Raw genomic sequence first — 11,759 nt, 5'->3', positions numbered from 1 at the left:
GTCGGCGGCGGCGATGCGCTCGGCCGGCAGCGCGATCGCGTTGATGGTCAGGTCGCGCCGCGCCAGGTCCTCTTCGAGCGTGACGTCGGGTGCCGCATGGACGACGAAGCCGCGGTAGCCCGGGGCGCTCTTGCGTTCGGTGCGCGCCAGCGCGTATTCCTCGCGCGTCTCGGGATGCAGGAAGACCGGGAAGTCGCGCCCCACCGGCAGGAAGCCGAGCGCGGCCATCTTTTCGGGCGTCGCGCCGACCACGACCCAGTCGTGGTCGCTGCCGTCGCGGCCGAGCAGCGCATCGCGGATAGCGCCGCCGACGAGATAGGTTTGCATGCGCGCAGTGTAGGGCGGCGCGCGAGCGGCTCAGCGTGCCAGGCGGTACGGCTCGTCGATGGTGACGAAGTCCTTTTCCACGAGCGCTTCGTCGATCCAGGCCTTCACGGCCGGCAGCGCGCGGATGCGCTCGACGTAGGCCGAGATCGCGGCGGGCACGGGCAGCCCGAAGGACTTGATGCGCATGCACACGGGCGCGAAGTAGGCGTCGGCAATGCTGAATTCGCCGAACAGCAGGGGGCCGCCGCTCGCTTCGAGCAGGCCGCTCCAGAGTTGCACGATGCGATCGAGGTCGGCCCGCACGCCGGGCTGGTCGCGAAGGATGATCTGGCCCTGCAGGCGAAAGTCGGCCTCGATGTTCATTCCGCAATGGCTGCGCAGCATGAGAAAGCCTGCGTGCATCTCGGCGCACGCGCTGCGCGCCTGCGCGCGCAGCGCGCGGTCGGCGGGCCAGAGCTTCTTGTCGGGATGCGTCTCGGCGAGGTATTCGCAGATGGCGAGCGTGTCGTAGACGACGATGTCGCCGTCCTTCATGACCGGCACCGTGCCGGTCGGGTTGAGCGGCAGGATCGTGTGCTTGAACTTCGAGTCGGCGCCGAAGGAATCGAAGCGCAGCATGACTTCGTCGAACGGGATGCCGGCCTGCTTCATGAGCACCCAGGGTCGCATCGACCACGACGAGTAGTTCTTGTTGCCGATGTAGAGCTGGGTCATGGCGGTTCTCCGGGGTGGTGCAAAGCCCTTGATGCTAGCCGTGCCACGCGCGCCGATTGATGCCATCGCCGCGCGGTATTGATGCTCAGGCGGGTGGGGTGTCCGGGGAGGGCGGCGGCGCCAGGTCGACCGTCCGCGGCAGCGCGGGGGCGCTGCCGTGCCAGCGGCGCACGGCGCGCTGGAAGAACATGCTGTTGGGGATCTTCAGCGTGGTGCCCTCCTGCGCGCTGCCGCTTTCCTCCAGCGTGGTGAAGACCAGGTTGATGTCCAGCACGCGGCCCTTGAGGCCCGGCTTCTCGCCGTTCTCCAGCACCTCCACCGTGTCGCCGGGCCAGAACATGCGCGTGGTGAAGATCAACAGCGCGCAGAAGATGTTCGACAACACGCTCCAGGCGGCGAAGAAGGCCACCGCGCCGACGGCGGCGAAGCTCGTGAAGGCGGTCCACAGCACGGTGCCCGAGACCCCCAGCCGCTCCAGGCCCCACAGCAGGGCGCCGCCATAGATCAGGAAGCCGGTCGTGCGGCGCGTGATCAGGGCCACGTTGCCGGGCAGTGCGTAGCTCGTGGTCACGCGCAGGATCACCCGGCGTGCGAGGCGGTACAGCAGCCAGGCGGCCAGCACGATCAGCGCCACCTGCGCCATGGGGATGAGGATCTCCAGCCATTCGATGGCCCAGGCGGGTAGCTGGGCGCGCAGGCTTTGCAGGGTTCGGTTCACTCCCGTCCTCAGGGCAGGTCTTTGTTCGGCTCGGGTTCGCTGGCGTTGCGCGGGCCCACGCTGCCCAGCCGCGCCTTGAGCGACTGCGGCTGGCCGCTGATCAGGGCCGCGTAGTTGGTGGTGTTGGCGAGCACCTTCTTGACGTAGTCGCGGGTCTCGTTGAAGGGGACGTTCTCGGCCCAGATGGCCGCCTCCATCAGCGGCCCGTTGCGCCAGCTGCGCGGCCGGCCCGGGCCGGCGTTGTAGGCGGCCGCGGCCAGCGCCATCGAGCCGTCGAAATCGTCGAGCGCGAGCTTCAGATAGTTGGTGCCGATGGTGATGTTGGTCTCGCGGTCGTTGATCTGGCCCGGCGTGAATTCGCCCATGCCGATCTTCTTCGCGGTCCAGCGCGCGGTGGCCGGCATCACCTGCATCAGGCCCGAGGCACCGACACCGGAGCGCGCCTCCATGATGAAGCGGCTTTCCTGCCGGATCAGGCCGTAGACATAGGCTGGGTCGAGCCCGATCTCCCGGCTCTTGCGCACCACCGTGTCGTGGAACGGCATCGGGAAGCGCTGATCGATGTCGATCACGCCCTTGGTGCGTTCGCTGGTGTTGATGCAGCGGTCCCAGACCTCGCGCTGGCAGGCCAGGTCGGCGGCGGCCAGCAGCTCGCGGTCGCTCATTCCGCCCTTGTCGTGCAGGTTGGTGGCGTAGTTCCACTCGCGCGTGCCTTCGGGGCGCAGCCCGATCCCGATCGCGTAGAGCGCGCGGCCGAGCGAGGCGTTGCCGCGCGCCGCGTTCTTCTCCTCGGCCGTGAGCGGGTCCGGCCTGGTCGGCACGGCGGCGCGCTGGCCCAGTTCCTCGAGCGCCAGCAGTTCGTAGAAGCCGCGCGTCCCGGCGATGGTCTCGAACAGGATGCGGGCCTGGCCGTGGCGCTCCTCGCCGCCGCCCGCGAGCAGGGCGCGGCCCTTCCAGTAGACCCAGGTCGGGTCCTGCTGCTGGACCTCGCTCATGGCGTCGATCGCCGCCTGCACGTTCTTCCAGCTGCCGCTGCGCAGGGCCGCGCGCGCCTTCCAGGCGAGCATGTCGTCGCTCAGGTCGCCGGGCCGGGTGACATTGGCGAAGTAGCTGTTGGCCAGCGGCGAGAGCTTGGTGGCGAACTGGCGCCCGATCGCGCCCCAGAGCCAGTTGCGCTCCTCGGTCGACAGCGTGGTGTCCCATTTGCCCTCGAGCTGGGAAGCGGCCACGGCCGGGTCGGCGACCGTCATCTTGATCAGGGCCAGCACCACCAGCTCGCGGCGCGACTTGGCGACCGCGGTGGCGCGGCCGGCCAGGAACCTGGCCGGGCTGGCGTTCATGTCGTCGAACAGCCCGATGGCATCCGGCGCGACCAGGAGCACCGCGGCGCGGGCGGCCTGCGGACGATTGGCCTCGATCGCCAGCCGGGCCTTCTTCCAGGCGTCGTTGGGCGACATCAGGCGGGCGCCGATCATCCGGTCGGCCGCGGTCAGGCAGCCGTCATCGAGATCGCGCTGGGCGAACCAGTTGCGCCGCACCTCGTCGGCCTGGGCCTGGGTCACGCTGCCCGAGCGCAGCGTCTCGACCAGGATCGCGTAGCAGCGCACCTGGGCGTCGTCGTTCATCCGGAAGGCCGGGTGCAGCGCGCCGAAGCTGTCCCAGTCGCGGCGCTGGCCTGCCAGCAGCAGCCAGTCGTTGCGCATCCGGTCTTCCTGGTAGGTCCCGGGATAGCGGGCCAGGAAGTCCTGCACCTCCTGCGCACTGGCTTCTCCGAGCCGCGACTTGAGTTCCCAGTAGGCGGCCCAGGGTTCGAGCGCATGGCCGCGCGCCTGCGGCAGCAGGGCGGCCAGGCGGGCCTTGTCGCCGCGTTGCGCGGCCTGTTTCATTTGCAGCAGGACGTCGTCGCTGCCGCTTTGGGCGCGGGCCGGCTGCAGCATCGCCGCAGCGGCCAGCAGCAGCGACAAGGCCAGGGTGGAAAAAGAGGTGGCGGCCGGGCGCCGAGTGGATGCCAAAATGCTTGCGAACTGCATCGGGGGATTATGGACAAGTCAAAGGGTGCCGACACCTCGGAAACGGCCACTTTTCTCAAGGGACAACTGCGAGCGGCGCTGATCGAGCAGCGCCTCGCCATGCCCGACCGCCTCGCGCGCGCTGACCTGCTGCAGCGCGTGATGCGGATCTGGCTGGTGGGGCGGCCGGACGCCGTGATCGGCGCCTACTGGCCGATCAAGGGCGAATTCGACCCCTTGCCGGCCCTGCACCGCTGGAAAGAGGACGGCGAACTGCTCGACGAGCCGCAGCGCCGGCGCATCGGCCTGCCGGTGGTCGACCGGGTGCACAAGACGCTGACCTTCCATGCCTGGTATCCGGGCTGCCCGATGGAGAACGACGCCTTCGACATCCCGAAACCCAAGGACACCGAGCTGATCGTCCCGACGCTGCTGTTCGTGCCCTGCCTGGGCTACAGCGCCGGCGGCTACCGGCTGGGCTACGGCGGCGGGTTCTACGATCGCACGCTGGCGGCGCTGGAGCCACGGCCGTTCACGGTCGGGCTGGGCTTCGCAAACGGCTTCATCGACGATTTCGAGCCGGAGGCGCATGACCTCCCCCTGGATGCGATCCTGAACGACAACGGCGTCGTCTGGCCGATTGGTTGAGCTCGCCCCCAGGTTGCCCGGCACTTCGTGTCCGGGCGCCCACCCCCTGCCGGGGGCAACACCAGAGGCCCGGCAAAGCCGGTTCCTCGGTGTTTCACCAACGGGCCTGGCTGCGCCGGCCGGTGGAAGTCAATCCAGCTGGTCGATGGTGTCGGGGTCCGGTACTTCGCCGATCGTCTCGCGCGTGGTGGCGGCCTGGCCCTGCAGCCATTCACAGAAGGCCTGGATCTCGGGGCGCGGCGCGCTGCGCGGGCCCGTGATCAGCCAGTAGGCCATCGGTGAATCCATCCGGTGCTGCGGCAGCACCTCGACCAGGTCGCCGTTGGCCAGGCTTTCGGCGATCAGCGAGCTGCGCGCCAGCACCACGCCCTGGCCGGTCAGCGCGGCTTGCACCATCTGATAGGCGTAGTTGAAATATAGCCAGCGCCGCGGCTGCGCGCGCGGCATGTCGTTGACCTCGAACCAGCGCCGCCAGGTCAGCCATTCGAGGTGCGTGCGGTGGGCGTCGCCGGCCTCGATCAGCGTGAAGCGCGTGATGTCCACCGGCGCCTTGATCGCCGGGTTGCTCTTGATCAGCCAGGGGCTCGCCACCGGCGTGATCGTTTCGCCGAAGAGGCGCAGCGCCCCGGCCGGCATGTTCTCGCGCGGACCGTAGCGCAGGGCGATGTCGACGTCGGCGATGTCCATGTCGAGCGCCACGTCGCTGGCATCGATGCGGATGTCGATTTCCGGGTTGTCGCGCTGGAAGGCCTCGAGCCGCGGGATCAGCCACATCGAGGCGAAGGAGGCGAAGGTGGTGAGCGAGACACTCTTGCGCCCCGCGTTCTGCCGGATCTGGCGCACCGCGCCGTCGATGCGCGGCAGCGACTGCTGCACCGCCAGCAGCAGCTGGGCGCCGGCGCCCGTGAGCTCGACCGCCCGCGTGTGGCGCAGGAACAGGCCGACGCCGACCTCTTCCTCGAGCGACTGGATCTGCCGGCTCACGGCCGACTGGGTCAGCGCCATTTCCTCGGCGGCGGCGCGGAAGTTCAGGTGCCGGGCGACGGCCTCGAAGGCGCGAAGATGACCGGCCGCGATCGGCCGTGAACGCAGGTGGGTCTGGGAGTGGAGCATGGGCGGGAGGGGCTTCAGCTGGAAGTTGGATTGATGCGAAACCGGAATCAGTAGGCTACCGCGTTTTCATTGGACTGCCAACGAGCGTGCGCCGATCATTCATTCCCGAAGCGCGCCATTGCGTGCTGCAAATCCTCAGGAGTCCACCATGTCCGCTGTCTGCACCTCTACATCGCTTCCGTCCGTTGCGCTGGCCCGTCCGGCGGCCGTGCCGCCGGCCGTTCGCCGCGGTGCATGGCAACTCGATGCCGGCCATGCGATGAGCCTCAGGGCCGCCAGCGCGAGCGTGCTGCGGATCCGCCAGGGCCGGGTCTGGGTCACCCGCGACTCGACGGCGCGCTCAGCCAGCGAGGACCTCGTGCTGGCCCCGGGCGAGTCGCTGGCGGTCGCCGCCGGCGAACGCATCGTGATGGAGCCGTGGGACGGCACCGGCGCGACCTACAGCTGGGACGCCGTGGCCTGAGCTGCGCAAGGCCAGGGCCCCGGGTCTTGGCCTGAGATGTTGAAGCTGGCAGCGTCGCTGCTCAGTCGTTCCTCAGCGGCAACCGGGTGGTCGGGGCAGGCCGCCATCTTTGGCGCAGACCGGCTGCGGGCCGCGACTCAAATACCGTCGTTGTGAGCACGAACGCACGCCGCGCGTGGCGAAATCGGCGTCCGCGTTTTAGATATCGCGTATCTTCGGGCCTTCGCGCGAAATCCTGCTCCCACCGTCCCATCCATGAAACTGCTCTCCCGGCTGCGCCAGATCGCCATGGTGAGCGGCGTCGAGTTTCTGGGTGTCGCGGTCGGTGGCATTGCGGGCTTGCTGATCGTCAACGTGCTGCCCAAGGATCAGTACGCGGTCTACACCTTCCTCATCACCTGCATGCAGCTGATCCTGGGGCTGACCGATCTGGGGCTGAGCAAGTGCTCGCTGCCGATCGTCGGCCAGCGGAACAACGAGGTGCCCTGGGTGGTGGGCGTCTGCCGTCAGATCTTCAGCCGCCGCACGCTGGTCCTGGTCGCCAGCTTCGCCTTCGTGGTGCCCTATGCCATCTATACCTTCCTGCAGCATGGGTGGAGCGAATGGGCCTACGTGTTGGCTGCCGTGMTGATCGTCGCCTCGATCCTGATCACGTTGTGGGGCCACTATGCCGGCGCAGTGCTGTTGATCCTCGGGTACGTGAACGCGCTCAGCCGCATCGGTGCCTGCGTGACCACCGCGCGCTTCGCGCTCGTGTCGGCGGCCCTGCTGCTGCCCATGACGCCCTATTCGATCGCGATCCTGCTGGTTGCGACCGTGAGTTCCGAAGTCCTCGCCCTGGTGCTCTTGCGCAGGGAGTTCAAAGCCAGGAACATCAAGGAATCGCGCCTGAGTCCGCRGGACGAGAAGCGCGTCGACAGCCAGATCCTGAAGATCGTGATCCCCTTGATTCCGTCGGCCGTGTTCTTTCAGGTTCAGGGAGTCGTCACCATCTTTCTGGCCTCCCTGTTCGGCACCGCGAACATGGTGGCCGACATCGGCGCCTTTGGCAGGCTTGCACTGGCGCTGGTGCTGCTTGATCGGGTGGCGGGTATTCTCCTGTTTCCGGCCATTGCGAGAGCACCGGCAGGAGCGCGCCTCGTGACGATGATCTCCAGAGCCCATGCCATCTATTTGGTGGCGATGATATGCCTGCTCCTGAGTGCAGTCTTCTTTCCGCAATACTGGATTCTGCTGCTGGGGAAAAAATACGAGAATATGGTGCCCTATGTCTGGATGCTGTTCTTGTCTTCCATCCTGTTGAACGGGGCTGGGTTCGCCTTCTCCACCCTCGCGGTGCGGGGATTCACCGAGAAGCAGGCATTCAGCGTGCTGGTCGTCATCGCCTTGCAATGTTTGTATTTGTGGAAATTCGGCGCCAACGAACTTTCTTCAATTCTCTGGTTTAACATCATCACGAGTGCTGCTCATTTCTTTTATCAATACGTGTTACTGATTTCAAGGTGGCCCGATTTTAAAAGAGCGCCGCAAACCGCTGTCGAGGGCCTTACGCCATGAAAAAGCCGAGAATAAGCATCATCATTCCGTCCTACAACCAGGGCAAATACATCGAGGAAACCCTGCGGTCCATCTTCGATCAGGGCATCGATGGCCTGCAGTTGATCGTGATGGACGGCGGCAGCACCGATCAGACCCTCGATATATTGAAGAAATACGCGAACAAAATCGACGTACTGGTGTCGGAGCGGGACGGCGGGCAGACCGACGCCATCAACAAGGGATTGCGGCAGGCCCGGGCGGATATCGTCGGCTGGCTCAACAGCGACGACGTCTACCTGCGAGGCGCACTGGCGAAAGTGTTGCGCGTCTTCGACGAGCACCCGGAGGTTGGCGTGGTGCATGGCGACCGCCTCATGCTCGACGCCGATTCGCACGTGGTCGGCTGGGTCTGCGGGCGCGAGTTCAATCCCGCCGAGTACGGTTACAACGTGGCGAGCGAAACGGCGTTCTGGCGAACCAATGCGTTGCAGGAACCGCTGGATGCCTCGTTGCGCTTCACCATGGACCTGGACTGGTTCAGCCGGCTGTATGTGGCGGGCGCGAAATTCCATCTGATTCCCGATTTCATCGGGGCGTTCCGCTGCCATGCAGAATCCAAATCCTCGACCATGCAGGAGGTGTGCGGTGTCGAATCGGAGCGCTGCTGGGTCAAGTACTTTTCCAATGACAAATGGAAAATAACCGCACCCAATAATCCGCGGCGATTCTACGGAAGACTGCTGACCCGGCCATTCATGCTCACGGCGCCATACCTATATCAGCGCTTCATTCTGCGCTCGGCTCGGCGCAACTCGGCGCACGCTTGAGTGCCGACTGATTCCAGGAAATCTGCAGTCATGATGATCGGCAATAAGGCAAGATACTTCGGCGTCGAGTTTCTGATCTATCTGACGAATCACTGGGTCAATCGGTTTCCTTCGCACTACGTTCGGCGAATGTGGTATCGGAGGGCCATGGGGTTCGATATCCATCCCGACAGCAGTCTGCTCATGGGAAGTACCTTCGACACCCGAAGAGGAATAAGCATCGGCCGGCATTCGATCGTCAACGAGAAATGCCGGCTCGACAATCGGGGGGAGTTGACGATCGGCAACAACGTCTCCATCAGTTCCGAGGTCATGATCCTGACGGCTACGCACGATGTCCAGTCGCCCGTGTTTGCCACGGTGTGTTCGCCCGTGGTCATCGACGACTACGCGTGGATCGGTGCTCGCGCGGTCATCTTGCCGGGGGTTCATATCCACCGCGGCGCGGTGGTGGCGGCGGGGGCGGTGGTGACCGGTGACGTGCCCGAGAACGTCATTGTGGGTGGCGTTCCGGCTTGCCCGATCGGCACGCGCAGCGCCGAGATGGTCTACGAGCCCGACTATCGCAGGCTTTTCCATTGACCCAGGCGCCGTGAGCGGGCTTCGTCACGATGCCTTGGTCAACTGGCGCAGATCGTCCTCATGGGCACGCAGCCGCCGCACGGCCTTTTCGCGCTGCGCGTCGCTGGTTCGGTTGTGAAGCGCCGCGACGGTCCGGCAGGACTCCTGCTGCGCCGCCTGTTGCCGATCGCGCAGCGGCCCGGGCGGAGGCTCGGCGATCCGCGCCACATAGGCCTGGATCGCCGACCGGGCCTCGGCCGGGGATGTCTTCTCGACACTGAAGCGCCGTAGCAGCGCCAGGACCTCCTGCTGCCGCTTCTTTCGTTCGGCGTCGAATGCGCGCGGGTCGAAGGCCGAGCGCTCGAGTTGCAGCCGCAGCAGTTCGCGCTGCCCGCCGTCGAGCCGGCCGTAGAAGTCTTCGCTGCGATCGAGGAACTGGTCGTATCGCTTGTCGCGCTGCTTGGCGGGGCTTCGATCGAGCCAGTCCTTTCTATATTCGTCGTTGATCCTTTCGTACTTGCGGGCGAGATGCTCCACTTGCGCTTCGCTGAGGCTGAGGGCCAGAGCGGTGCCCGCCGGCTCCGCCCTCTCGGCCAGCGCCAGCAGGCGCAGCCGCAGCGCGTCGAACAGCTCGCAGGCCTGGGCCGGTGTCAGGTCGGCGGGTGCCAGCGCCTGCGCCTGCTGCAGCAGGTCGGCGATCTTCGGCAGTTCGTCGCGCCGATGCCAGGCCAGCAACTGCCGCAGCTCGTCGCGCACGCGCGGCGATTGCGCGTCGTCGAAGTCGAGGTAGCCGTCGAGCCACCAGTAGCCGACTTCGGGCAGGTTGTTGTAGGCCAGCTTGACCGTGCTGCAGGCGGCGAGCGCTGCGCCCAGGGCGAGCGCGCCGATAATTCGTGCCAGCTTGGCGCAACATTTTCTGGAAAGTGGCATGAATCAGACTCCGCAGGACAACGAGGGACCGGTCGACGTCGTCATCATGGCGGCCGGCAAGGGCACGCGCATGAAGAGCAGTCTGCCCAAAGTGTTGCATCGTTTGGCCGGGCGCGCGCTCGTGGCCCATGTGATCGACACCGCGACGCGCATCGGCGGGCGCCACATCGTGGTCGTGACCGGTCACGGCGCGACCGACGTCGAGGCGGCGCTCGAAGGGGCAGCGGCCGGTACGACGCCGCAGTTCGCGCGCCAGGTGCCTCAGCTCGGCACCGGCCATGCCATGCAGCAGGCGGCGCCGCTGCTGCCTGACGATGGCACGGTGGTGGTGCTGTCGGGCGACGTGCCGCTGATCGGCGACGACACCTTGCGCGCGCTGGCGGCCCAGAGTGCGGGCCGGCGGCTCGCGCTGCTGACCATCAGGGTCGACGACCCGAAAGGATACGGACGCATCGTGCGCGTGCAGGGGGCGCCGGATGCCGAGGGCGAAGTCCTGTCCGTGGTCGAGGAGAAGGACGCGACCGAGGCGCAGCGCGCCATCCGCGAGGTCTACAGCGGCGTGATGGCGGTGCCGGCGCGGCTGCTCAAGGCCTGGCTGGCGCGGCTCGACAACAAGAACGCGCAGGGCGAGTACTACCTGACGGACATCGTGGGTTTCGCCACCGTGGACGGCGTGCCGGTGGTCGCGCATCGCACCGACGATGCGCTGCAGGTGGCGGGCGTCAACAGCCCGGCGCAACTGGCCGCGCTCGAGCGCGCCTATCAACTGCGCCAGGCCGACGCGCTGATGGCGCAGGGCGTGCGCCTCGCCGACCCGGCGCGCTTCGACCTGCGCGRCACCCTGGCCTGCGAGTCGGATGTCGAGATCGACGTCAATTGCGTCTTCGAGGGGGCGGTGTCGCTGGGCGCCGACGTGCGCATCGGCGCCCACTGCGTGATCGCCAATGCGCGCATCGAGACCGGATCGGTGATTCACCCGTTCACCCACATCGACGGCGATAAGGCCGGCGTGACCGTGGGCGAGGGCTCGCGGATCGGCCCGTTCGCGCGGCTGCGCCCCGGGGCCCGGCTGGGCGCCGAGGTGCACGTCGGCAATTTCGTGGAAATCAAGAACTCGACCCTCGGCGCGGGTGCCAAGGCGAATCACCTCGCCTACCTGGGCGATGCCACCGTCGGGCAGCGCGTCAACTACGGCGCCGGCAGCATCACGGCCAACTACGACGGCGCCAACAAGCACCGCACGATCATCGGCGACGACGTCCATGTGGGCAGCAACTGCGTGCTGGTGGCGCCGCTCACGATCGGCGCCGGCGGCACCATCGGCGGCGGCTCGACCGTGACCAAGAGCACCGAGCCGGGCGCCCTGACGATCTCGCGCGCCAGGCAGACGAGCTTTGCCGACTGGAAGCGGCCGCAGAAAGCGCCGAAGGCCTGAGCGGCCGGCGCCGGGCCGCCTCCCGCGGCGAAGTCCCCGCGCTTCAGGCTGCGCCGGGCAGCGGCACGCGTGGTGCGAACTTGGCCCGCTTGACGCTGAAAAAGGCCTTGACGTTGCGCACGTTGGCATCGGTCRTGAAGAGGCGCTGCGCCAGCGCCTGATAGCCGGGCATGTCGCGCGTGGTCACGATGAGGACGAAGTCCGGGCCGGGCGAGACGCGGTAGCACTGCTGCACCGCGTCGTCGGGTGCCACGCGTTGCTCGAAGGCGTCGAGCGAGGCCGCGTCCTGCCGGTCCAGCGAGACCTCGACCACCGCGGTCAGCAGCGGGCCGATCCGCGCGGGGTCGAGGATCGCGACTTCGCTGGCGATCCATCCGCCCGCGCGCAGGCGCCGCACGCGCCTGAGGCAGGTCGGCGGCGAGATGCTGAAGCGCTCGGCCAGCGCCTGGTTGCTTTGGGACGCGTCGCGCTGCAG

The 11,759-nt window shown here is 67.1% G+C and carries 12 protein-coding genes and 1 pseudogene; 6 read left to right on the top strand and 7 right to left on the bottom strand.

The features are described 5' to 3' along the window. From AC1D2K_RS18610 to AC1D2K_RS18595, 4 genes and pseudogenes are all read right to left on the bottom strand, one after another. Positions 1–327: pseudogene (locus tag AC1D2K_RS18610) on the bottom strand (multifunctional CCA tRNA nucleotidyl transferase/2'3'-cyclic phosphodiesterase/2'nucleotidase/phosphatase); the annotation flags it as partial. A gap of 30 nt (positions 328–357) precedes the next feature. Then, the gene (locus AC1D2K_RS18605) at positions 358–1,041 is read right to left on the bottom strand and encodes a glutathione S-transferase family protein (RefSeq protein WP_478090314.1); all 684 of its coding nucleotides are present in this window, start codon (positions 1,039–1,041) and stop codon (positions 358–360) included. Between the two features lie 85 nt (positions 1,042–1,126). Beyond that, complete coding sequence (locus AC1D2K_RS18600; RefSeq protein ID WP_478090313.1) at positions 1,127–1,759, bottom strand: mechanosensitive ion channel domain-containing protein; 633 nt, start codon at positions 1,757–1,759, stop codon at positions 1,127–1,129. 8 nt (positions 1,760–1,767) lie between these two features. Further along, on the bottom strand, positions 1,768–3,789 hold the full coding sequence (locus AC1D2K_RS18595; RefSeq protein WP_478090312.1) for a lytic transglycosylase domain-containing protein: 2,022 nt from the start codon (positions 3,787–3,789) through the stop codon (positions 1,768–1,770). A gap of 9 nt (positions 3,790–3,798) precedes the next feature. On the opposite strand from AC1D2K_RS18595, the gene AC1D2K_RS18590 reads away from it, so the two are divergent. After that, entirely contained in the window at positions 3,799–4,416 is a 618-nt protein-coding gene (locus AC1D2K_RS18590; RefSeq protein WP_478090311.1) for a 5-formyltetrahydrofolate cyclo-ligase, read from the top strand. Positions 4,417–4,545: 129 nt separating this feature from the next. Here the strand turns inward: AC1D2K_RS18590 and AC1D2K_RS18585 are convergent, their stop codons facing one another. Beyond that, positions 4,546–5,529, bottom strand: coding sequence for a LysR substrate-binding domain-containing protein (locus AC1D2K_RS18585; protein WP_478090310.1), 984 nt, complete (start codon positions 5,527–5,529; stop codon positions 4,546–4,548). A gap of 148 nt (positions 5,530–5,677) precedes the next feature. Between AC1D2K_RS18585 and AC1D2K_RS18580 the strand changes: the two genes are divergently transcribed. From AC1D2K_RS18580 to AC1D2K_RS18565, 4 genes are all read left to right on the top strand, one after another. Beyond that, on the top strand, positions 5,678–5,992 hold the full coding sequence (locus AC1D2K_RS18580) for a DUF2917 domain-containing protein (RefSeq protein ID WP_478090309.1): 315 nt from the start codon (positions 5,678–5,680) through the stop codon (positions 5,990–5,992). A 255-nt stretch (positions 5,993–6,247) separates the two neighbouring features. Next, positions 6,248–7,549, top strand: coding sequence for an MATE family efflux transporter (locus AC1D2K_RS18575; protein WP_478090308.1), 1,302 nt, complete (start codon positions 6,248–6,250; stop codon positions 7,547–7,549). Beyond that, entirely contained in the window at positions 7,546–8,358 is an 813-nt protein-coding gene (locus AC1D2K_RS18570; RefSeq protein WP_478090307.1) for a glycosyltransferase family 2 protein, read from the top strand. Before AC1D2K_RS18575 ends, AC1D2K_RS18570 begins: the two co-directional genes overlap by 4 nt. 30 nt (positions 8,359–8,388) lie before the next feature. Then, positions 8,389–8,940 (top strand): acyltransferase, encoded by a 552-nt coding sequence (locus AC1D2K_RS18565; RefSeq protein WP_478090306.1) that lies wholly within the window; start codon positions 8,389–8,391, stop codon positions 8,938–8,940. A gap of 24 nt (positions 8,941–8,964) precedes the next feature. On the opposite strand, the gene AC1D2K_RS18560 is transcribed toward AC1D2K_RS18565, so the two are convergent. Beyond that, positions 8,965–9,849, bottom strand: coding sequence for a DUF6279 family lipoprotein (locus AC1D2K_RS18560; RefSeq protein WP_478090305.1), 885 nt, complete (start codon positions 9,847–9,849; stop codon positions 8,965–8,967). On the opposite strand from AC1D2K_RS18560, the gene glmU reads away from it, so the two are divergent. Continuing rightward, complete coding sequence (glmU, locus tag AC1D2K_RS18555; RefSeq protein WP_478090304.1) at positions 9,848–11,284, top strand: bifunctional UDP-N-acetylglucosamine diphosphorylase/glucosamine-1-phosphate N-acetyltransferase GlmU; 1,437 nt, start codon at positions 9,848–9,850, stop codon at positions 11,282–11,284. The genes AC1D2K_RS18560 and glmU overlap by 2 nt on opposite strands. A 43-nt stretch (positions 11,285–11,327) precedes the next feature. Here glmU and AC1D2K_RS18550 read toward each other — a convergent pair. Next, positions 11,328–11,759: Lrp/AsnC family transcriptional regulator (locus tag AC1D2K_RS18550; RefSeq protein ID WP_478090303.1), on the bottom strand; the 432-nt coding region annotated here is incomplete at its 5' end.

The sequence above is a fragment of the Variovorax sp. P1_H12_2 genome (assembly GCF_056405335.1).
This window is presented reverse-complemented; position numbering and strand designations above follow the sequence as displayed.